Source organism: Phytohabitans sp. LJ34, from assembly GCF_052068095.1.
In the GTDB taxonomy this organism is placed as follows: Bacteria; Actinomycetota; Actinomycetes; order Mycobacteriales; family Micromonosporaceae; genus Phytohabitans.
Window position 1 is genome coordinate 66,695 of the sequence record NZ_JBQHDG010000019.1, and the last position, 20,393, is coordinate 87,087.

The window sequence follows — 20,393 nt, forward strand, 5'->3', positions numbered from 1 at the left end:
CGTGGCATCGGACGATCTGGAGCAGGCACTTCGGGAGACGCTTTCGCGTGCCGCCGCCCCGGGGCAGGCGGTGGGCGGGCACGACCCCGGCGGGCAGGCGATCCGCAAGGGGCGTCGCATCAGCCGGCGTCGCTCCGTCGCGGGCACCGTCCTGCTCGTCGCCGCGACAGCCGTCGCCACCGTCGGCGTGGTCCGGCTCAACCCTGAGGAGGGGCGCTACCAGGGGCCCGCCTGGGTGGCCGACCCCGATCCGGAGATCAACCAGTCGCTGCCCGCGGTCGAGCCGACCACCGCCGTGCCGGCTCCCATGGGCAGCCTCGACAGCGACCCGATGTCCGCCGTCGACGTGCCGGTCGACCTTGTCGTCTCCACCCAGCTGCGTACGTCGAGCGGCACCGCGATCACGCTGCCCCAGATCGGCACCGTGACGCGGGCACACGAGACAAACAAGGGCTGGCTCGTCGTCGGTGTCCCGCCCGCTGGCGGCGCCACCCTCTGGTACGTGGCGCCCGACGGCTCCTCGATCCAGGTGCTTCCCGCGGTCGACGCGGTGGCGGTGGCTCCCGACGGCCGCCGGGTCGCCTGGCGCGACAGCGCCCGCCTCTTCAGCGCCGTCGTCGAGCAGGGCGCCCTCAAAGACGCCACGCAGACGGCCGCGCCGTTGGAAGGGCGGCCGGTGAGCTTCGTGGGGCAGGGCGTGCTCATGGAGCGCTCGGCCTCCGGCGCTTCGCGAAACGGGTTCGACGTGTGGTGGCCGCGCCAGGACACGCTGTACACCCCGGTGTGGACGGCGGGCACCTCCGAGATCTACGGGCCGTTGCCCGACGGCCGCACGGTCGTCGGCCAGGTCTCCGCCGAGGCGGGCGACCGCCCGTGCCTCGCGCTCCTCGACGCGGTCAACGCGCTGACCGTGCTCAAGACGGCCTGCGCCCTTCAGCTCAACCCGCGTGGCGCCGGCACGGTCTCGCCCGACGGTCACTGGCTGGTGGCCGCCGGCGCCGGCCGGGCGCGGCTCGTCGACCTGCGCGTCGCCTTCAACGGCAAGGCCAGCGCGGCCGACGCCGGTCCCGCGCTGAGCGACCAGGCCGCCTGGGCCGGCCGCGACACGCTTGTGCACGTCTCCCGCGAGGGCGACCTCATGCGCGTCAAGGCGGGAAAGAAGCCGCAGGTCGAAGAGGTGCCGGTGCCCGGCGCCGACGGCAACGACCGCCTGCTCGTGGTGGACCCCATGCTTGTCTGATGCGCATCGACCTGCACGCACACACCACCGCCAGCGATGGCACCCTCACCCCCGCCGAGCTGGTCGCCGCCGGCGCGGAGGCCGGCCTCGACGTGCTGGCCATCACCGACCACGACACGACGGCCGGTTGGGCGCCCGCCGAGCAGGCCCGGCCCGCCGGCCTCGTGCTGGTGCGCGGGGCCGAGCTGTCCTGCCGGTGGTACGGGCAGGTGCCGGCCATCCCGCTGCACCTGCTTGCGTACCTTTTCGACCCCACCGCACCAGCCTTGGTGGCCGAGCTGGCCCGGGTGCGGCGCGGCCGCGTGGAGCGGGCTCAGCGCATCGTCGAGCTGTTGCGGGCCGACGGGGTCGACGTGACCTGGGACGAGGTGCACGGGTACGCCGCCGGCGGCACCGTCGGGCGGCCGCACATCGCGCGGGCGCTGATCCGGGCCGGTTTGGTGGCCGACACCGACGAGGCGTTCGAGGATCGGTGGCTGGGCGAGCGCTACCGGGTGCCCAAAGAGGACACCGACGTGTTCGAGGCGGTGCGGCTGGTGCGCGCGGCCGGTGGCGTGCCGGTCTTCGCCCACCCGAAGGCCACCAAGCGCGGCAAGGTGGTGCCCGACTCGCTGATCGTGGACCTGGCCGCGGCCGGCCTCTTCGGTTTGGAGGCCGACCACGAGGCACACTCGCCCGCCGAGCGCGAGCACGTGCGCGGGCTCGCCACCGAGCTGGGGCTGGTGGTGACCGGCTCGTCCGACTTCCACGGCACGCACAAGCAGGTCAAGCTCGGCGCGTACACGACGGAGCCCGCCGTGTACGAGGCGATCGTGGCGGCCGCCTCGGGTGTACCCGTCCTCGGAGCATGATCAGTCCTCTAGCGTGACCTTGTGGATCTCAAGCTGTTCGGCGAGGTTTTTGTCACGCTCCTCGTGATCATGGATCCGCCGGGCATGGTGCCGATCTACCTCGCGCTCACCGGCACCCTTTCCGCGCGGGAGCGCAACCGGGCCGGCACGCAGGCCGTCGCGCTCGCGTTCGGCGTGATCGTAGTCTTCGCGGTGGCGGGCCAGACGCTCCTCGACTACCTCCACGTCGACCTGCCCGCGTTGCAGGGCGCCGGCGGCCTGCTGCTGATCCTTATCGCGTTGGAGCTGCTCACCGGCCGTACCGGCGACCCCAACCAGCAGGTCACCTCCAACATCGCGCTGGTGCCGCTGGGTACGCCGCTGCTCGCCGGCCCCGGCGCGATCGTGGCGACGATGCTCTTCGTCCAGCGGGCCGACGGCGTGGCCGACCACGTCGCGGTCGCGGTCGGCATCGTCGCGGCGATGGCCGCGGTCTGGCTGGCGCTGCGTTTCTCGGGCGGGATCGTGAAGGTGCTCCGCCCGAGCGGCATCGAGGTGCTGACCAGGATCGCCGGCCTGCTGCTGGCCGCCATCGCCGTGCAGTTGATCGCCGACGCGGTGGCCGCTTTCGTGCGGGAGTACACGAACGGCGGGTGAAGCCGCCGATTGTCGTACGCCAGTGGGAGGATCGTGGGGTGACTTCCGCGACCCCGCGCACGCGCGGCGCCGGGCGGCCGGTGCCGGAGCAGCTCGGCTTCGAGGGCATGCCGGAGCGGCTCTTCGTCTGCACGCCCAGCAAGCTGGGCTCTTACGAGGATTGCCCGCGCCGCTACCGATACTCCTACGTTGACCGTCCGACGCCGCCCAAGGGCCCGCCGTGGGCGCACAATTCGCTGGGCGCGAGCGTGCACACCGCCTTGCGAAACTGGTTCGCCCTGCCCGCCGACCGCCGCCGCCCCGAGGCGCTGCCCACCCTGCTCAAGGGCACCTGGGTGCGCGAGGGCTACCGCGACGAGGCGCAGGAGCGCACGGCATACCGGCGGGCGCTGGAGTGGCTAGAGTCCTATGTGGAGACCCTCGACCCGGCCGTCGAGCCACTCGGCGTCGAGCGGGTCGTGGCGGTAAAGACCGCGGTGCTGGCCTTCAACGGCCGCGCCGACCGCATCGACTCCCGCACCGGTCCCGACGGACCCGAGCTGGCGATCGTCGACTACAAGACCGGCCGCTCGGGCCTCGACGCCGACGACGCCCGAGGCTCCCAGGCGCTCGCGCTGTACGCGTACGCGGCCGAGCGGGTCTTCCGCCGCCCCTGCCGCCGGGTCGAGCTGCACCACCTCCCGTCCGGCACGGTCGCGGCACACGAGCACACGCCGGAGTCGCTGGCCCGCCAGGTCACCCGCGCCGAAGACACCGCCCGCGACATCGTGGCCGCCGAGCGCGCGGTCGCCGACGGGGCAGACCCCGACGCGGCGTTCCCGACGACACCCGGCCCGATCTGCACCTGGTGCGACTTCCGCAAGAGCTGCCCGGCGGGCGTCGAGGCACCGGCCAAGGACCCCTGGGCCGCCGTCGACCGCGTGCTCACCCCACCCCCGGCCGATGGGTGAGGCCACGGGAGCAGCGGTCTTGACCACGACCGGACGTCGCGGTAGCTCGCTCTAGAGAGCTTTCGGAGTCGGGGTAGCGGCGGTTACACGCGGCGACGACGACCCCATTGCATTCCCGGATCGCCGATCCGGGAACAGACATTCTGGACAAACGCCGGCCACCGCCCGGCGCGAGCTCCGTCACCACGCCCCCTTTCCTCCCGGCCGGTTGCGCGCAGGGTGAGCGTGGCCAACGGCGGACGGGTGAGGCCGCGGGAGCAGCGGTCTGGACCACGACGGACGCCGCGGTAGCTCAAATCTCTGTCTAAATAGGGGGTCGAAGCCACCCCGACTCCGAAAGGTCTCTGGATAGGGCTTAGCGGCCGAAGCCGAAAGGCCTCTAGACCGTGGCCGGCGTCGAGGGCGTCGGCGGGAGGCGGTAGACGGAGACGTGTGATCGGGAGTCGGCGGTGAAGTCGGCGCCGGACCAGTCGGCGTGCCGGCTCTCCAGCTCAAACCCGGCCATCTGGGCCATGAGGTCGAGCTCGGCCGGCCAGATGTAACGGTGCGGGCTGCGGCCTAGTCGCGCCTCCTTGCCCTCGCCGAAGTGAAAGTGGTGCGAGACGACGTGCTGGCGGAGCACGTCGTAGGTGTCCAGGCCGATGTAGCCCGCCTCGGTGTGCCACACCACGGCCTGCTGACCCGGCGGGAGCTTGCGCAGCTCGGGCACCCACAGCTCGATGACGAACCGGCCACCGGGTGTGAGGTGGCGGGCGGCGTTGCGGAAGCAGGCGACCTGCTCGGCCTGTTCGAGCAGGTTGGAGATCGTGTTGAAGACCAGGTAGACCAGCGTGTAATCGCCGGGGGCGACCGTCGTGCTCATGTCGCCGATGATGACCGGGAGCGTCGCTTCGTCCACTTTGGCGCGGAGGCGCTCGACCATCGGGCGCGACAGCTCGATGCCGGTGACGGGCACGCCCCGCTCGGCGAGGGGGATGCCCACCCGGCCGGTGCCGATGGCAAACTCCAGCGCGGACCCGCCGTCGGCCAGGGCGACCAGGCGGTCTACGGTCGGGCCGAGCACCTCGGGTGCGAACATGCCGCGACCTGGCGTGTCATAGCTCTCGGCGGCCTCGACGTCCCAGATCTCCTCTTGGCGCATACGCCCACGATCGCCGCGGGCGGCCCGGCGCGTCCAACGATTTAGCCGGGGACGGAGTCGACGGCCCGGCGGGCGGCGCGCTCCATGGCTTGCTTGTAGATCGGGCCGGTGCGGTAGCGCTTGGGCAGGGTGGCCACGAGCAGGCGTAGGCCGCGCACGGATACACCGGCGGAGACGTCGGCCAGGGGGAGGCCCAGTGCGCCGTACATGCGGCGGGCCCACGGCGGCAGCAGCGAGAAGGCGGTGGCGGCGATACCCATGTAGGCCAGGCGCACCGGTGTGAGGCCCAGGCGCCAGGGGAGCGGCGGGTGGCTGAGGAAGAAGAACGTCTCCGCCGCCGCCTTGCTCATGCCCAGCTCGGGACGGACCCGCTCGTAGTACTCGGCCACCTCGGCGGCCGTGCCGGGCACGGTGGCGGGGTCGAGGCCGACCAGTGCGGCGACGCGGCGCTGCTCGGTGTAGTAGGCGTCGACCTCGGCCGCGGTCAGGCGCACGCCGGCGCGGCGGGCCGTGGAGACGAACGACTCGACCTCGGCCACGTGCACCCACCGCAGCAGGTCGGGCTCGTCGACCCGAAACTCGGCGCCGGTGCGCGGGTCCGTGGCGCGCAGCCGCGCGTGCAGCGCGCGCACCCGGCGGCCGGCGGCCTCGGCCTGGGCGGTGGTGCCGTAGATGGTGGTGCCCACGTACTGCGAGGTGCGCACCAGCCGGCCCCACGGGTCGGCCTTGTAGTCGGAGTTTTGCACCACGGCGGCGACCGCCAGGGGATGCAGGGCCTGGAGGTAGAGCGAGCGCAGGCCGCCGACGAAGAGGATCGGCTCCTCGTGCACGCGCCAGCTCACCGAATCGGGACCGAAGAGGCCGAGATCCTCAGATGTCATCGGCCTTGCGAGCCTGGCAGATCGGGCACAGGCCCCAGTACGTCACCTCGGCCTCGTCGATCTGGAAGCCGTGCGAGACGTGGGGGTCGAGGCAGGGCGCCTCGCCCACGGCGCAGTCGATGTCGGCCACCTCGCCACAGCCGCGGCAGACCACGTGGTGGTGGTTGTCACCGGCGCGGGCCTCGTAGCGGGCGGGGCTGCCAGCGGGCTCGAGACGGCGGGCCAGGCCGGCGCGGGAAAGCGCGCCGAGCACGTCGTAGACGGCCTGGGTGGAGACCGAGTCGAGACGGGTGCGCACTCGACGAGCGATCTCGTCGACCTCCAGATGGCCACCGCCGGCCAGCACATCGAGCACCGCGAGCCGCGGTCGCGTTACCCGCAGGCCACGCGACCGCAATAGCTCCTCGCCGTGCATCTAGCAATAACAGCACGTGGATTCGTCACCAGCAAGGCAGGCGGAACCTGGATGAACCGCCTCGACTCTGTCCGCGTAACCCCACTGACAAGGGGCCACATCCGCGAGACGGACAAATCGTACGATGATCTCGCGGTTACGTGGATCCCTGAAGGAGGACTCGTGTTCGACGAGATCATGGGCCTGCCGACGCATCCCCTCGTGGTGCACGCCGCGGTGGTCTTCATCCCACTGCTGGGGCTTGCCGCGGTGGTCTACACCTTGGTCCCTCGCGTGCGGTTGCGGATCGGCTGGGCCGCCGCGCTGCTCGCGATCGCCGGACCGGCCGCGGCGTTCGTGGCCCGGAAGTCCGGAGAGCGGCTGGAGGAGCGGCTCGTCGCCGCCAACTACGGCCAGGAGATCCTCGACAAGGTCAACGACCACCAGGGGTACGGCGATCTGACCTTCTGGTTTAGCCTCGGCCTCGGTGCCGGCACACTGCTGCTCGTCTTCGTCACCAACGGCCTGACGAGCGGCCGCGGCACCGCAGGCGGCGTGCCACTCTGGCTGACCTGGGTGCTCGGCGCCGCGGTGATCATCCTGGCCGGCGTCACCGGCGTCTACGTCTTCCTGACCGGCGACTCAGGAGCCGACGCCGTCTGGAGCGGCATCTAGAGACCTTTCGGGATCAGGTGGCGCCGTCGTGGTGCGCCTCGAGCTTGAGTTTGCCCGGGTCCGTGTCACTCGCGGATCGCTGCTCCCGCCGGAGACCGCGCGGGTCGGCGGCGAGCTGGCGCTCGCCGAAACCCCCGCCCCGCGCTGCCAGGTCCGCGCCGCAAGCCCACCGGGCCGGACCCTTGTCGGACGGGGGTGCCCGCGGGTCGCACCGGTTATGACACGGCGCTATCAGCCCAGGGGCCGGGACTTCGAGATCTAGGAGGCTTAGGGCTGATATGGCGCGCTAACTCTCCAAGATCTGGCATCGGAGCTGCTCACATACCCTGCGGCCGTTACTGTCAGCGACGAAGCCCTGCCGTCAACAGACATTGCCGGCAAATCCCCTCCCCGGAGGGGTGACCGCGACCAACCGTGAAGGGCGAGGCCGCGGGAGCAACGGCCCGGACCACGACGGACATCGCGGTAGCCCAATCTCCGTCCTAACAGGAATTCAAAGCCAGTCCACCCCGACTCCGAAAGGTCTCTAGTGGGGTGGCCACAAACCTTCACCCGGGCGGCGAAGCCGGCCACCGTTTGTGGCCACCGCACTGGGAGCGTCGTCAGAAGAGCGCGCGCGAGCAGAGCAGGCAGACGACCACCACGAGCACGGCCGCGGCGATCATGCCGATCCCGTACGTCAGCGTGCGCGCGCTTCGCTCCTCCTCGTCGATCCCGACGCTGTCCTGCCGGGGGAGCTCGCGGGGCGCGGCCGGCTGCATGACGATCGGCGGACGCCACCCCCTCGGCGGCGGTGCGCTGGGCGGTGGGCCCGGGTATGCCGGTGGAGCCGGCTCGGTGGGAGGCGGCGCGGGCGGGGGCGGGGTGCTGCCGTCCGCTGGCCGCCGCCAGAACTCGTCGTCGGCCGGGCCGCCGTTGCGGGTCGTCACGCTGACCGACGCTATCAACGCCAACCGGTCCCCCGCGGTTAACCATGCCTCGGTACGCTGCTTGGCGTGAACGGGGCGGAAGACCTGCGCGAAGATCCGGACCGCCTGGTCGACCTCGATGAGGACGATCTCCCGGTGCTGCCGGACCAGACTCGCGACGACACCGATCGTGGCTGGGGCGAGTGGTCGCATTCCAACGACGACCGCCTGCTGGAGGATCGACCCCCGCACTGGGAGTAGTCACTTCGGCCGCACGATCACGCCGAAGCGGGTGCCGTCGGGTAGGCCGACGATCGCGCGTGCCCGCTCCGGGCTGAGGGCCAGCAGCACCGCGCCGTCGGCGCCCACCACGCCCAGCACGAGCGCGTCCCGTGCCTGAAGCGCGGGCTGTCGGGGCGACGCCGTGGCCGCACCGGCGCCGCTCGCGGCGAGGAGGTCGACCCGGTCGCCTGGGTGGACGAGCGCCAGCACAGCGGGCTCGGCCAGCCGCACCGGCACGCCCACCGCACCCGGTGGCACGGCCAGGCGACCGCTCGGGTCGACGGAAGGCGCCGAGGCGACGGCCGCCGGCGGTGGTGGAGGGCAGGCGGCGGGGTCGCGGGCGTAGAGCGCGGCGACCGCGGTCAGCAGCAGCGCGGCGATCAGCCCGGCGCGCAGCATGGTGCGGCCGCGCGGCATCCGGGGTCGGCGTACGGGGTCGAGGGTGGGCTCCCGCATGCCGAGGACGGTAGGTGGCCGCCGGTGAGGTCTGCTCGGTGCGCCCGGGCGCCTGTGGATAACCGGCCCGGGTGTGGATAACGCCCCGACGGCCGGTAGATCTGCTAGGAGGTCGTCGCCGCGGCCGGCTTGGTCGAGCTGGACGTGGACGACGACGATGACGTCGTCGACGAGGACGAGGACGTCGTGGAGGAGGACGTGGTCGACTTCTCCGGCGACGAGGTCGAGGACGACGACTTCTCCGAGGAGGACGACGAGTCGGTGGAGGACTTGTCGGCCGATGAGCGGGAGTCGGTGCGGTAGAAGCCCGAGCCCTTGAACACGATGCCGACGGAGTTGAACAGCTTGCGCAGGCGGCCCTCGCACGCCGGGCACTCGGTCAACGGCTGGTCGGTGAAGGACTGCACCGCCTCGAGCTGGTGGCCGCACGCGGTGCAGGCGTACTGGTAGGTGGGCAACGGATCCTCCGCAGACTGGCACTCCACTAATCCGAGTGCTAATCATGCGCCAAGAACGTCCACGCGTCCACTTCAAGCGGGCAACATCACCAGGCCGTGACCTGGCGTGATCACCGCGCCCACCCGCCGGTCGTGCGGCTCGTCGGGCACCTCCTCGACCACCTCGCCGTCGTGCAGCAGGGCCACGACCAGGGTCTCCGGTGGCACCCGGGCGAGCGCGCGGTCGTACGAGCCGCCGCCCCGGCCCAGCCTCGCGCCCCGCACGTCGACCGCCACGGCCGGCACCACCACCATCTCGGCGGTGGCGATCGAGTCCGGCCCCAGCCGGCGGCCGCTGGGCTCGCGCAGCCCGTGCGGGCCGGGCGTGAGCGAGTACGGACCGTGGTAGACGGCCCAGTCGAGGTCGAGGTCGGGCAGCACGACCGGGAGCAGCACGCGCCCCTCCGGGCTCAGCATGCCGGCGAGCGCGTCCGGCAGCCCGGGGCCGCCCGGCTCCGCCCCGACGGGGACGTAGCCGGCGACGCAGGCGGGCCCCTGGCGGCGTACCAGAGTGGCAAGCTCGGCCACGACGCGGGCCGACGCGTCCTCCAGCGACGGTGCCGGCAACGACCGGCGGCGGTTGAGCAGCGCGGCCCGTAGGGTCGCTTTTCGCGGAAGATCCGATAAATCCGGCACGCAACACTCCTGCCATAACCCGGCCGCGTTATTCCCCTTGTGTCAGCATCGCACCGAGAGGGAGGAAACCGAGAGGGGGATCGGTGACGCTGCGTGGGCGGCTTACCACCGCTTTCCTCGCCGTCGTGCTCGGTCCTGTGCTGCTCGGAGCCTTCTTCGTGGGCGCCACCGTGGCGGCGGTGAGCCGCGACCGGTCGGTCGATCGGCTGGACGTCGCCGCGACCACCGTCCGGTCCTCGGTCGGCGCCCTCTGCCAGCAGCTGCACGCGGTGGCCGACGCCGTCGCCCTCCCGTCCACGCCAGAGCTGCGCCTCGCGGTGGCCGACCAGGTGATCGCCCGCGGGCTCGCCGCGGTGGTGCAGGTCGACGGCGTCACCACGCCCGGCGGCCCGGCGCGGCCGTGGGCCGACTGCTCCGGGGCGGCACCGGAGGGGTTCCAGGCGCTCGCCGTGCGGGTCGAGATGCGCGACGCCGCCGGCGCCGTCCTCGGCTGGGTCGAGGCCGCGCAGGCCGTCGACGCGGCCTTCGTGCGCCGGCTCGCCGACGCGGCGGGCGCGGCGGTCACGACGCGGGCCGGTCCGACCTACACCACCGAGTCGCCCCGCCACCGCGACGCGGTGGTCCAGGCAGCCCTGGGGGTACGTGGAGAGTCCGTCGCCGAGTCGGCACCCGGCCGCTACGTGCGGCGCCTCGACCCCTCGCCCGGCCAGCCGCTGCCGCTCGCGCTCTCGGTGCCGCGCAGCGAGCCGGACGGGATCTACGCCGTGCTCGTGGCCGCCGTGGTGCTGGCCGGGCTGCTCGCGGTGCTCGCCGCCTGGTGGCTGGCCCGCTCGACCACCCGTCCGCTGGCCGAGCTCGGGCGTGCCGCCGACCGGGTGGCCGGCGGCGACCTGGCCGCCCGCGTTCCGGTGCGGGCCCGCGACGAGGTGGGGCGGCTGGCCGCGGCGTTCAACCGGATGACCCGCGAGACCCAGTCGTACGTGCGGGCGCTCACCGCCAGCCGTGACCAGCTCCGCAACCACCTCGCCGTGCTGGGTGACACGCTCTCCAGCACCCACGACCTGCACCGCATCCTCCAGGTGATCCTCCAGACCGCACTCGCCGCGACCGGCGCGCGGGCCGGCGTGGTGCTGCTGCTCGACCCGGCGACTGGGGTACTCGTCGCGCAGTGCGCGGAAGGGCTGGAGGATCCCGATCCCCGGGTGCCGGTGGGTCGAGGTCTCCTCGGGACGGTGGCCGCCACTGGCGAACCGCTGCGCGGGCGGGTCGACCGGGACGGGCCGCCGATGCTGGACGACGAGCCCCGCTGCCGTACGTACGTGGCCGTGCCCTTCGCCAGCCCCACCCACGGCGCGGACCTCGAGCCGCCCGCGCTCGGCGTGCTCGCCCTGTACGACCGGCTGGGCATGGACGAGTTCGACGACGCGGACCTCGTCACGCTCCGCACGTTCGCGGGGCAGGCGGCGGTGGCCGTGGACAACGTGCGGGTACACGAGGAGGCGCAGCGGCTCTCGCTCACCGACCCGCTCACCGGGCTCTGGAACTACCGCTATCTGAAGGAATCGGTGCGCCGTGAGGTCGAGCGGGCCAGCCGCTTCGGCCGCATGCTCGCGGTGCTCGCGCTCGATCTCGACCGGTTCAAGGAGGTCAACGACACCCACGGGCACGCGGCGGGTGACGCGGTGCTCGCCGAGTTCGCCCGGCGGGTGCGAGCCGAGGTGCGCGAGGTCGACCTCGCGTTCCGGCAGGGGGGTGAGGAGTTCGTGGTGCTGCTGCCGGAAACCGACGCGCGGGGTGGCGCGACCGTGGCCCAGCGCCTGGGCGCGGCGGTCCGCGACACGCCGATCACCTGCGGTGACGAGGTCATCGAGGTGTCGGTCTCGATCGGCATCGCCGTCTATCCGGACCACGGCGTGACCGGAGCGCAGGTGCTGGATGCGGCCGACGACGCCCTGTACGCGGCGAAAGCGGCCGGACGCGACACGTACCGGATCGCGGCGGATGGTAAGCGCCCGGAGTCCCGAGAGCTACCCGTGCTGGCCGGCGCGGCCCCGCCCGACGACGATCTACCCCGGGCCGGCGGCGCGTCACCTGGGACTCACCCGCCGCGACAGAGCCGTGGCCGATAGTCTCGCGGCATGTCGGAGCACGCAGCCACCACCCTCCCCTCTGGTCGGCGAGCCGTTAAGGCGGTCATCCCGGCCGCCGGCCTGGCCACCCGTTTCCTGCCCGCCACGAAGGCGGTGCCCAAGGAGCTGTTGCCGGTCGTCGACCGCCCGGTCCTCCAGTACATCGTGGAGGAGGCCGCGGCCGCCGGGATCAGCGACGTCCTGCTCATCACCGGGCGCGGAAAGACATCGATGATCGACCACTTCGACCGCCAGCCGTACCTGGAGGCGCGCCTGGAGGAGAAGGGCGACCAGGAGCGGCTCGCGGCGGTGCGCCGGCCCAGCCAGATCGCCGATATCTACGCCTGCCGCCAGCACGAGCCGCTCGGGCTCGGCCACGCGGTCGGGGTCGGTGAGGCGCACGTCGGCGACGAGGCGTTCGCGGTGCTGCTCGGCGACGAGTTCGTCGACCTGGCCGAGCCGCTGCTGCCGGCGATGCTGGAGCTTCAGGCGCGCACCGGCGGCATCGTGCTGTCCTTCATGGAGGTGGCGCCCGAAGAGACCAAGCGCTACGGCATCGCCTCCGTCGCCGACCCCGAGCCGGAGGTCGCCGACATCGGCGAGGTGGTGCGGGTGACCGGCCTGGTGGAGAAGCCCGCGATGGAAGACGCTCCGAGCAACCTGGCGGTGCTGGGGCGATACATCCTGCCGGGCACCATCTTCGACGCGATCAAGCGCACCAAGCCGGGCAGCGGCGGCGAGATCCAGCTGACCGACGCGATGGCGCTACTGCTCTCCGAAGGGACACCGGTGCACGGCATCGTCTACCGCGGCACCCGCTACGACACCGGCATGCCGCTTGGCTACCTTCAGGCGGTCGTGCAGATCGCGAGCCAGCGCGAGGATCTGGGCCCGGCGTTCACTTCGTGGCTGCGTGATTTTGTGGGGACACGGACATGACAGCCACGGCCGATGCCGAGGCGGCCGCCAACGAGCTGACGCCGCTCGCCGACTACCTGGGCAGCGTGCTGCGCAGGCTGCGGCCGCTGCCACCGCTCGACCTCGACCTCACCCAGGCGTACGGCAACGTGCTCGCCCAGGACGTGGTGGCGGCGCACGCCTACCCGGCCTTCGACCAGGCCGCGGTCGACGGGTACGCGGCCCGGTGGGAGGACGTCGCCGCCGCGTCCGCCTCGCTCGACGGGGCGCCGCGGGCGAGCGGTGTGCGGCTCAACGTCGTGGGTGACCTCGGCGCGGCCAGCTGGCGGCCGGTGCGGCTCACCGCGGGGACCTGCTTCTCGGTCGCCGCGGGCGCGCCGCTGCCGGCCGCCGCCGACGTCGTGGTGCCGGTGGAGTGGACCGACCAGGGCATGGCCGCCGTCGAGATCTTCCAGGCCCCCAAGCGGGGGTACGGGCTGCGCCGCGCCGGCGAGGAGCTTCCCGCCGGCACGGTGCTGGCCCGGGCCGGCACCGAGATCAACCCGGCGCTCGTGGCGGTGTTCGCGGCCACCGGCATCGGCCACGTGGTGGTCCGCTCCAGCCCGCGGGTGGTCGTCGTGGCCACCGGCGACGAGCTCGTCGACGTCGGTCGGGCCAGCCAGCCCGGCCAGGTGGTCGACGCCAACTCGCACGCGCTCACCGCCGCGGCGGTGGAGGCCGGGGCGATGGCCTACCGGGTGGGCATCTGCGACGACGACCCCGAGGGGCTGCGGGGGCTTCTCGAGGACCAGACGCTGCGCGCCGACCTCATCGTGACCACCGGAGGCACCGGCACCGGACCGGGCGACATGATGCGCCGCATCCTCTCCCGCCGCGATGGCGCGGTGACGTTCGAGGAGGTCGCACTGTATCCCGGAACCACCCTGGGATTCGGTACGGTCGGTGGTGAGGAGGTGCCGATCGTGTGTCTACCGGGTGAACCCGCGGCCGCACTGATCGGCTTCGAGGTCCTGGCCCGCCCCGCCATCCAGCTGCTCGCCGGGGCCGAGCCGGTCTTCCGGCCGAGCGTGCGCGCCCACCTGCTGGAGACCGTGCCGTCGCCGGCGGGGCTGCGCGAGTTCCGGCCGGCCCACGTCGCCGAGCGGCGTGGCGGGGGATACACGGTGCAGCCGCTGCCCGGCGGGCCGTACACGATGTCCGGGCTGGCCGACGCCAACGGGCTGCTGGTCCTGGGCGAGAAGGTCACCACCGCGACCGCCGGCTCCACCGTGGATGTGCTGCTGCTGGACCGGCGCAGATGATCTTCGGGGTGTCGCCGGGATGGCCGGTCGTCTTAGTCGACGGGCACGTCTCGCTGCGCCCCTACCGCCGCTCCGACGCCAACACCTGGTCAGAGGTGCGCCGGGCCAACCAGGAGTGGCTCGCACCGTGGGAGTCGTCCCCACCCGGCCCGTGGGCCGAGCTCAACTCGCCGAGCGCCTTCCGGTACGTGCACCGCGACCAGCGCCGCTCGGCCCGGCGCGGCGAGAGCATGCCGTTCGCGGTGTGCCTGCGCGGCCACCTTGTCGGCCACCTCAACCTGGGCAACATCGTGCGCCGCGCGTTCTGCTCGGCGTACGTGGGCTACTGGATCGACTCGCGCGTCGCGGGTCAGGGCGTGATCCCGACCGCGCTGGCGCTGGCGGTCGACCACGCGTTCGGCCCGGGCGGGCTGCACCGTGTCGAGGTCAACATCCGGCCGGAAAACAAACCGTCCCGCCGGGTGGTCGAAAAGCTCGGCTTCCGCGAGGAGGCCTACCACCCGCGGTACATGCACATCGATGGCGCCTGGCGCGACCACATCGGGTACGCGCTGACCAGCGAGGAGGTCGCCGCGGACGGTGGCCTGCTGGCGAGATGGCACCGCCTGCGCGCGACCGCTAATTGATCTTTCAACATCGGGTGCCGGCGCGGCGCGCGTCTATCCTGGTCAGCCCCCTTTAACCTCAGTTAACCGGGACACGGTATGGGGTGATGGGAGGGGTGAGGGTGCCGACCTCGGTGCTCCTCGCCGTCCTCGCCGCCGCCGGGCTACTCGCCCTCGCGCCGGCGCTGGTACGCCGGTACGACGCGACAGAACGCCTGGTGGCGGAGCGGGCGCAGTCGACGGCACGGGTGCTCCAGCGCCAGCGCCGCCGCCGCACCGTGCCTGGGCCCCGCCCGATCCGCGCTTCAAGGGTGGTTTTGTCCCTGCGCCCCGCGGCGCCGGTCTCCGGCATCCCGGTCTCCGCTGCCCCGGTCTCGCCCGCACCCACCGGCCGCCGCGGCCGCCTGCGGTCGGTGCCCGCCCGCCCCCGCCGCCGCCCACCGGTGCGCCGCCACACGCCGGCGATCTACCGCCGCCGCCGGGTGCTCGCGGCGCTGTTTCTGCTCAACCTCGTCGAACTGGTCGGCGTCATCGTCGTCGGACCCGGCTTCTGGATCAGCGTTTCCGTGACCGGGACGCTGCTCGTGGTGTACATGGTGCACCTGCGCAACCGGGCCCTGGAGGAACGCCGCCGTCGCCGCCATGAGGCACGGGAGGCCGCCTGGCTGGCCGCACGGCAGGCGGAGGTACGCCGCGAGCAGGCCCGCCGGGCAGCGCTGCGGCGCGAGCAGCAGCGCCGCCTGGCCGCCCAGCGCGAGGCCGTCCGCCGGGCCGCGATGGGCCTGGACACCGGCGGCCAGGCACCGTCGGTCTCCTACCGCCGGGCGGGTGGCCTGCGCGGCCGCGCGTACGAGGCCGGGCGGCCGGGCGCGGCCCACTCGGCCTGACCGCGCCGCGCCGGGATCTGATTCGCGGTCCGCCTGGGCGACCTGTTAGCCTTGGCGCCGGTCCGCTGCCAGGTTTTGCCGGGGTGCGGGCTGGCTTGCTGGGCTCCGGCTCAGCGGCGGGGCTGTGGCGCAGACCGGTAGCGCACCTCGTTCGCATCGAGGGGGTCAGGGGTTCAAATCCCCTCAGCTCCACCACCTTTCATCAGACGCCCTTACGCGCGCCCTGGGATATGGGGCATGACGGATCCCGATGAGGTGAGCCGGTCGGGCGGCGAAGACATCGAGTCCGTCAACCGGTATCCGTCGCCGGTTACGGTCGAGAAGGTCGCGGGTCGGTGGCGGGTCGAGTTTCGGCGTCCAGCCGCTTGACCAGGGTCGCGGGCGCGATCGTGCGGTAGGCGTCTTCGCAGAGTTCGGCGATCTCGGCCCAGTCGACCTCGCCGTCGAGGCGGGCGCCGAGCCAGCCGCGGTGGCCCACGTACGGCGGGCGGAAGAAGCGCTCGGGGCGTTCGGCGATCAGCTCACCCTGGGCGCCGGGTGGCGCGGCGCACCACAGATGCGGGAAGTCGGCGTCGTGGTGGCCGTGCTCCCACAGCGTGACGAAAGTCTTCTTGTCTCGCACGAACCAGGTCGGCGCGCCGTGGCTAGGTCTTTCGGTCACCTCCGGAAACGCCGTGCAGATCGCTCGCAGCCGCTCTACCACGTCCATACCCGGAGCTTAGGCGGGAGATGTCCTCGAGCCGGCCCAGCAGTGTCACCGGCACCAGCAGCAGCACCAGCGCCACCGCCAGGTAGCCCGCCTGGCCAAGCCGCCACGCGCCGACCGCGTCGCCCACCACGAAGCAGGCCGCGATCGCCGGGTTGTGCCAGAGGTAGATGGTGACGGCGCGGCGGTTGAGCACGGACACCACGCGGTCGAGTGGGCGCCAGTCCAGGCGGGGTGACAGCCGCAGCAGCACGAGCACGAAACCGAGCGAGTAGAGGGCCTGGGCGGGCGGGATGTCGTTGAGGTCGAACTCGCCGGGCGTGAAGATCAAAACCCACGAGACACCAGCCCCGACGCAGGCAAGAGCCACGGCGGCCAGCAGCGGCTTGGCCATGCGGCGCAGCACGCCGTCGCGGTGGGCGAAGCCGGCGACCCAGCACGCGCCGAACGTGGCCAGGTCGCTCATCACGGTCGCCTCACCCGCCACGAACACCAGGCCGAGTGGCAGCAGCGCGGTCCGCAGCGGCCACCGGCGGTACGACCACAGCAGGATCGGCGACAGGATGACGAACCAGAGGTAGGTGACGATGTACCACAGCACCTCGGTCGCGGGCAGCGCCCAGGTGCTGCCCGGCGGCGGGGCGAGCGGCACCAGCCAGAGCAGCAGCTTCGGCCAATGTGGACGATCTGCCCAGCCGGACCACAGCATGGCGGGCACCAGCACCGCCCCGAGCGCCCAGAAGGCGGGCAGCAGCCGGCGCAGCCGGCTCGCCAGCACGCGGTCGGGGGCACCGCCGGAGCGGTCCAGCGAGAGCGCCATCAGCGAGCCCCCGATGCCGAACATCACGCCCATCGCGGGGAACGCGTAGCCGAGCCAGGCGACCGGAAACGCGTGGTAGACGACGACCCGGACGATCGCGGCGGCGCGGAGCGTGTCGAGGTAACGGTCACGCACGGCCGGTGACCCCTGTGCGGTGCATCTTCTGCCAGCGCAGCCGCGCACCGGTCAGCGCGGTCACCACGGACTGGAGCAGCACGAGGTACATCAGCTGGCGGTAGGCGAACTGTTGAAGCGGGAGTACCCACAGCGGACGGTGGCTCTCCCGGTCGAGCCGGAACGCCACCGCCGCGGTGACCACTTGCAGCGCCAGCATGCCTGCCCACGCGAGGGCGGTTTCGGTCCAGCCGAGGAAGAGCAGCCCGTAGACGGCGAGCAGGTCGATGACCGGCGCGAGCAGCGGCAGCGCCACCCCGAAGAGGGCCAGGAAGGGCAGGCCGAAACGCCCGAACGGCCCCTTCTCCAGCAGGGCCCGCCGGTGCTTCCACATCGCCTGCATGGTGCCGTAGCTCCAGCGGTACCGCTGCTTCCACAGCTCGGCCAGCGTCACCGGCGCCTCGGTCCAGGCCCGCGCGCCCTCCTCGTACACCACCTGCCAGCCGGCGCGGAGCAGGGCCATCGTGACGTCGGTGTCCTCGGCGAGGGTGTCGTCGCTCATGCCGCCGACGCTGATCAGCGCGCGGCGCCGGAAGGCGCCGATCGCGCCGGGAACGGTCGGCATGCACCGCAGCGTCTCGTAGAGGCGGCGGTCCAGGTTGAAGCCGATCACGTACTCGATGTGCTGCCACCGGGCGACGAGGCTGTGCCTGTTGCCCACCTTGACGTTGCCGGCGACCGCGCCCACCGACGGGTCGGCGAAGGGCTGCACGAGGCGGCGCACCGCGTCGGGCTCGAGGATGGTGTCGCCGTCGACCATCACCACGAGCTCGTGTCGTGCGGCGGCCACGCCCGCGTCGAGCGCGCTCGCCTTGCCGCCGTTGGGCTTGCGGATCACGTCCACATTGGGCAGTCCGAGCGCCTCGACGATGCCGGCGGTGCCGTCCGTCGACCCGTCGTCCACCACGATGACCTCGATGCGGGGATGGTCGCCGCCGGCCAGCGACCGCACGGCCGCGGCGATGCCCTCCTTCTCGTTGTACGCGGGCACGATGACCGACACCGGTTCGGTGACCGGCGGGCCCCAGGACCACGTGGGTGAGCGGCGCCGGCGGGCGTGGCGGCCGGCGAGGGCGAGCAGCAGCAGCGTCCGCCCGGCCGCCAGCGCGCCCACCGCGACGAAGACGATCGTGATGCCGGCCAGCACGCCGTCGGCGATTCCCACCGCCCACACGAGGGCGGTGCCGCGCCACCTGTCGGCGGTGGACGCGGCCGGGTTCTGGGCGAGGGTGGGGTGGGCGAGCGCGTGGTTGAGCCCGCCGGTGACGGTGGTGAAGCGGTAGCCGCGGGCGAGCAGCCGGGGGATGAGCCGGTCGAGCGCCGCCACGGTCTGCGCGCGGTCGCCGCCCGCGTCGTGCATCAGCACGATGGCGCCCGAGTCGCCGGGCGGCGTCGCGTCGCGCACGATGGCGTCGACGCCGGGCCGAGCCCAGTCGCGGCTGTCCCGGTCGTTGACCACGACGAGGTAGCCGAGCCGGCCGGCCTCGCGGATCAGCTCCCACTCGCCGTCGTCGATCGCGTCGGGCTGGGAGGAGTACGGGAAGCGGATCAGCGACGTGCGTACGCCGGCGGCACGGGCGATCGCGAGCTGGGTCTGCGAGTACTCGGCGCGCCGCCGCCAGCCGGCCAGTGTGGACAGCCGCGGGTGGGTGAACGTGTGCACGCCCAGCTCGTGGCCGTTCGCGACGAGGCGGCGCACCAGGTCCGGGTGGCGGGCGACCTGCGAGCCGACGACGAAGAAGGTGGCGTCGACGCCGTACCGGTCGAGCACCCGCTGGATCCGTGGCGTCCACCACGGGTCCGGCCCGTCGTCGAACGTGAGCGCGATGGTCTTGGCGGGCAGCCGGTACGAGCGGGGCGGACCGCCGCCGGCGTTGACGATCGGCCCGCCGGCGCTGATCTCCGCCGGCACGGCGTCGCGGGTGCCGCCGTCGGGGCCGCTGGCGTCCGGGGTGAACCGGGCGCTCGCGTACGCCTCCACGGAGAGCACGCTCAGGAAGACCAGCAGGAGGGCGAAGGTGACGGCGCGGCGGGGCTTCATCGCCGCGCGGACCCGCCGGACAGCAGGCCGAGGATCGGGCCGAGCAGGGGCAGCTCCGGCGTGGGCTCCGGCGCCGGCGGGTCGGTCGGCTCGGGCGCCGGCGGGTCGGTCGGTGGCGGGTCGGTCGGCGGCAGCGGTTCCGTGGGTGCGGGCGGGTCGGTGGGTGCCGGCCGCGGGGTGGTGGGTGCGGGCAGCGGGGTCGACTCGATCAGTGGCGGCTTCGGCGCGCGCGGCGGCCGCCGCGGTGGCGGCCCGGCGGGCTCACGCCGCTGCACCCGCATCGGGACGGCTTCGACGTTCGGGCGGTCGCCGGGCGGGAGTGGCACGCCGGCGGTGTGCGGCTCCGGTGGCTGGGTCTGCCGGACCGCTGGGAGCGGCCGGTCGGCGGGCGCCGGGAGCGGGGCTAGCGCGCCCGGACGCGCCGGCTGCCCGATGACACTTGCGCCGACGAGGCAGGTGTAGGTCAGGCAGGCCGCACCGACGGCGTACGCGATGCGGCGCACTCGCCGGCGGCGCCGCCCGCTAGCGTCGACGAACACCGGCGTGGAACCCTCTGGTCGAGTCACCGGGGGAGCGTAAAGAGCGGGTGTCAACTGATCCGCATTCTCGGTCCTCCGATTGGGGACGCCAGAATCGCGGAAAGAATTGTCCGAAATGTTGGCGTGCCGCTCCACTCACGTTTAGTGAAACGCTGTGACCTGCTGTAATGGGCGGCCCAGAATGTGGTTACTGTCCGGATAGCGACGATTGAACGTATAGCGACCGCCGTCTACGTGAGAAACCTCAAGATCTACTTGAGTTGTGAGACCGGCTCGCTTGGGGGCACGTCGCGAAACCTCCTCCTTATTCGTACATACCGGACATGTCGCACGCGAAGATCACGGGTACAGGGATAGTGGTCGATGTCACGGTCGTTGCGTCAGAAATCTGACCAGCCGTGACCCGTTGTGCGGTTGATCCGGGGTGACTAAGCTGACCGGTGCGCGCCCCTATCGCCCGCTTCCCCCGTGGCAGGCGATCGGGGCGCGCCTCTTTGTGTCCAGTCCAGAAAACCCCGCCCTGATCTTGCGCTTGGGTATATCGGACATAGTTGGGCACAAGATCCCTGCTCCGGGGCCCGTTGGGCCTGCTCGTCGCTGTCCCGCCGATATTCCCGGTGTCAACTAACATGAACGTTCGGATCGAGTTTCTTTCACACGAGTTGACATTGTGCCCCCTTGGTCGCGAGGCTTGTCCCGGACCGCCGGCCATAACGGGGGGCGCTC

Annotated in this window: 22 protein-coding genes, 1 tRNA gene and 1 pseudogene; 13 read left to right on the forward strand and 11 right to left on the reverse strand. The window is 72.5% G+C overall.

Annotation, left to right across the window (positions count from 1 at the left end; translation table 11 throughout):
- Position 1: 1 nt before the first annotated feature.
- From ACTMTJ_RS30560 to ACTMTJ_RS30575, 4 genes are all read left to right on the forward strand, one after another.
- On the forward strand, positions 2-1,240 hold the full coding sequence (locus tag ACTMTJ_RS30560) for a hypothetical protein (protein WP_441222006.1): 1,239 nt from the start codon (positions 2-4) through the stop codon (positions 1,238-1,240).
- Positions 1,240-2,091, forward strand: a complete 852-nt coding sequence (locus ACTMTJ_RS30565; RefSeq protein ID WP_441222008.1) for a PHP domain-containing protein — start codon at positions 1,240-1,242, stop codon at positions 2,089-2,091. Before ACTMTJ_RS30560 ends, ACTMTJ_RS30565 begins: the two co-directional genes overlap by 1 nt.
- Before the next feature lie 21 nt (positions 2,092-2,112).
- The gene (locus ACTMTJ_RS30570; RefSeq protein WP_441222010.1) at positions 2,113-2,727 is read left to right on the forward strand and encodes a MarC family protein; all 615 of its coding nucleotides are present in this window, start codon (positions 2,113-2,115) and stop codon (positions 2,725-2,727) included.
- Positions 2,728-2,834: 107 nt separating this feature from the next.
- Complete coding sequence (locus tag ACTMTJ_RS30575; protein ID WP_441222257.1) at positions 2,835-3,677, forward strand: RecB family exonuclease; 843 nt, start codon at positions 2,835-2,837, stop codon at positions 3,675-3,677.
- A gap of 379 nt (positions 3,678-4,056) precedes the next feature.
- Here ACTMTJ_RS30575 and ACTMTJ_RS30580 read toward each other — a convergent pair whose 3' ends face one another.
- The 3 genes from ACTMTJ_RS30580 to ACTMTJ_RS30590 are packed head-to-tail and all read right to left on the reverse strand — an operon-like array spanning position 4,057 to position 6,114.
- On the reverse strand, positions 4,057-4,818 hold the full coding sequence (locus ACTMTJ_RS30580; protein ID WP_441222012.1) for a class I SAM-dependent DNA methyltransferase: 762 nt from the start codon (positions 4,816-4,818) through the stop codon (positions 4,057-4,059).
- Positions 4,819-4,859: 41 nt separating this feature from the next.
- Positions 4,860-5,699, reverse strand: a complete 840-nt coding sequence (locus tag ACTMTJ_RS30585; RefSeq protein ID WP_441222022.1) for an oxygenase MpaB family protein — start codon at positions 5,697-5,699, stop codon at positions 4,860-4,862.
- Positions 5,689-6,114, reverse strand: a complete 426-nt coding sequence (locus ACTMTJ_RS30590; RefSeq protein ID WP_441222024.1) for a Fur family transcriptional regulator — start codon at positions 6,112-6,114, stop codon at positions 5,689-5,691. The genes ACTMTJ_RS30585 and ACTMTJ_RS30590 overlap by 11 nt, the downstream gene beginning before the upstream one ends.
- A gap of 162 nt (positions 6,115-6,276) precedes the next feature.
- Here ACTMTJ_RS30590 and ACTMTJ_RS30595 point away from each other — a divergent pair, with 162 nt between their 5' ends.
- Positions 6,277-6,768: a DUF2231 domain-containing protein gene (locus ACTMTJ_RS30595; RefSeq protein WP_441222026.1), complete on the forward strand. Its 492-nt coding sequence runs from the start codon at positions 6,277-6,279 to the stop codon at positions 6,766-6,768.
- Positions 6,769-7,370: 602 nt separating this feature from the next.
- On the opposite strand, the gene ACTMTJ_RS30600 is transcribed toward ACTMTJ_RS30595, so the two are convergent.
- On the reverse strand, positions 7,371-7,697 hold the full coding sequence (locus ACTMTJ_RS30600; RefSeq protein WP_441222028.1) for a translation initiation factor 2: 327 nt from the start codon (positions 7,695-7,697) through the stop codon (positions 7,371-7,373).
- A 66-nt stretch (positions 7,698-7,763) separates the two neighbouring features.
- Between ACTMTJ_RS30600 and ACTMTJ_RS30605 the strand changes: the two genes are divergently transcribed.
- Positions 7,764-7,937, forward strand: a complete 174-nt coding sequence (locus tag ACTMTJ_RS30605; RefSeq protein ID WP_441222030.1) for a hypothetical protein — start codon at positions 7,764-7,766, stop codon at positions 7,935-7,937.
- Here the strand turns inward: ACTMTJ_RS30605 and ACTMTJ_RS30610 are convergent, their stop codons facing one another.
- The gene (locus ACTMTJ_RS30610; protein ID WP_441222032.1) at positions 7,938-8,414 is read right to left on the reverse strand and encodes a flagellar biosynthesis protein FlgA; all 477 of its coding nucleotides are present in this window, start codon (positions 8,412-8,414) and stop codon (positions 7,938-7,940) included.
- A gap of 144 nt (positions 8,415-8,558) precedes the next feature.
- Here ACTMTJ_RS30610 and ACTMTJ_RS30615 point away from each other — a divergent pair, with 144 nt between their 5' ends.
- Positions 8,559-8,717: a hypothetical protein gene (locus tag ACTMTJ_RS30615; RefSeq protein WP_441222265.1), complete on the forward strand. Its 159-nt coding sequence runs from the start codon at positions 8,559-8,561 to the stop codon at positions 8,715-8,717.
- Positions 8,718-8,779: 62 nt separating this feature from the next.
- On the opposite strand, the pseudogene ACTMTJ_RS30620 reads toward ACTMTJ_RS30615, so the two are convergent.
- Positions 8,780-8,899, reverse strand: a pseudogene (locus ACTMTJ_RS30620) (FmdB family zinc ribbon protein); the annotation flags it as partial.
- Positions 8,900-8,944: 45 nt separating this feature from the next.
- Positions 8,945-9,547, reverse strand: a complete 603-nt coding sequence (locus ACTMTJ_RS30625) for a 5-formyltetrahydrofolate cyclo-ligase (protein WP_441222034.1) — start codon at positions 9,545-9,547, stop codon at positions 8,945-8,947.
- An 83-nt stretch (positions 9,548-9,630) separates the two neighbouring features.
- On the opposite strand from ACTMTJ_RS30625, the gene ACTMTJ_RS30630 reads away from it, so the two are divergent.
- From ACTMTJ_RS30630 to ACTMTJ_RS30655, 6 genes are all read left to right on the forward strand, one after another.
- Positions 9,631-11,676 carry a diguanylate cyclase gene (locus ACTMTJ_RS30630; protein ID WP_441222036.1) on the forward strand — a complete coding sequence of 682 codons (2,046 nt, stop codon included), beginning with the start codon at positions 9,631-9,633 and terminating at the stop codon, positions 11,674-11,676.
- A 9-nt stretch (positions 11,677-11,685) separates the two neighbouring features.
- Complete coding sequence (locus tag ACTMTJ_RS30635; protein ID WP_441222038.1) at positions 11,686-12,615, forward strand: UTP--glucose-1-phosphate uridylyltransferase; 930 nt, start codon at positions 11,686-11,688, stop codon at positions 12,613-12,615.
- Complete coding sequence (locus ACTMTJ_RS30640; RefSeq protein ID WP_441222040.1) at positions 12,612-13,895, forward strand: molybdopterin molybdotransferase MoeA; 1,284 nt, start codon at positions 12,612-12,614, stop codon at positions 13,893-13,895. The genes ACTMTJ_RS30635 and ACTMTJ_RS30640 overlap by 4 nt, the downstream gene beginning before the upstream one ends.
- Complete coding sequence (locus ACTMTJ_RS30645; RefSeq protein ID WP_441222042.1) at positions 13,892-14,521, forward strand: GNAT family N-acetyltransferase; 630 nt, start codon at positions 13,892-13,894, stop codon at positions 14,519-14,521. The genes ACTMTJ_RS30640 and ACTMTJ_RS30645 overlap by 4 nt, the downstream gene beginning before the upstream one ends.
- A gap of 101 nt (positions 14,522-14,622) precedes the next feature.
- Positions 14,623-15,387 (forward strand): divisome protein SepX/GlpR, encoded by a 765-nt coding sequence (gene sepX / locus ACTMTJ_RS30650; protein ID WP_441222258.1) that lies wholly within the window; start codon positions 14,623-14,625, stop codon positions 15,385-15,387.
- Positions 15,388-15,505: 118 nt separating this feature from the next.
- Positions 15,506-15,582, forward strand: a tRNA-Ala gene (locus ACTMTJ_RS30655).
- 115 nt (positions 15,583-15,697) lie between these two features.
- On the opposite strand, the gene ACTMTJ_RS30660 is transcribed toward ACTMTJ_RS30655, so the two are convergent.
- From ACTMTJ_RS30660 to ACTMTJ_RS30675, 4 genes are read right to left on the reverse strand one after another with little or no spacing between them, the layout of a single operon-like run.
- A complete protein-coding gene (locus tag ACTMTJ_RS30660; RefSeq protein WP_441222044.1) occupies positions 15,698-16,048 on the reverse strand; it encodes an MmcQ/YjbR family DNA-binding protein in 351 nt (116 codons plus the stop codon).
- Positions 16,032-17,048 (reverse strand): acyltransferase family protein, encoded by a 1,017-nt coding sequence (locus ACTMTJ_RS30665; RefSeq protein ID WP_441222046.1) that lies wholly within the window; start codon positions 17,046-17,048, stop codon positions 16,032-16,034. Before ACTMTJ_RS30665 ends, ACTMTJ_RS30660 begins: the two co-directional genes overlap by 17 nt.
- On the reverse strand, positions 17,041-19,128 hold the full coding sequence (locus ACTMTJ_RS30670; RefSeq protein ID WP_441222047.1) for a bifunctional polysaccharide deacetylase/glycosyltransferase family 2 protein: 2,088 nt from the start codon (positions 19,126-19,128) through the stop codon (positions 17,041-17,043). Before ACTMTJ_RS30670 ends, ACTMTJ_RS30665 begins: the two co-directional genes overlap by 8 nt.
- Positions 19,125-19,694, reverse strand: a complete 570-nt coding sequence (locus tag ACTMTJ_RS30675; RefSeq protein ID WP_441222049.1) for a hypothetical protein — start codon at positions 19,692-19,694, stop codon at positions 19,125-19,127. The genes ACTMTJ_RS30670 and ACTMTJ_RS30675 overlap by 4 nt, the downstream gene beginning before the upstream one ends.
- Positions 19,695-20,393 lie beyond the last annotated feature (699 nt).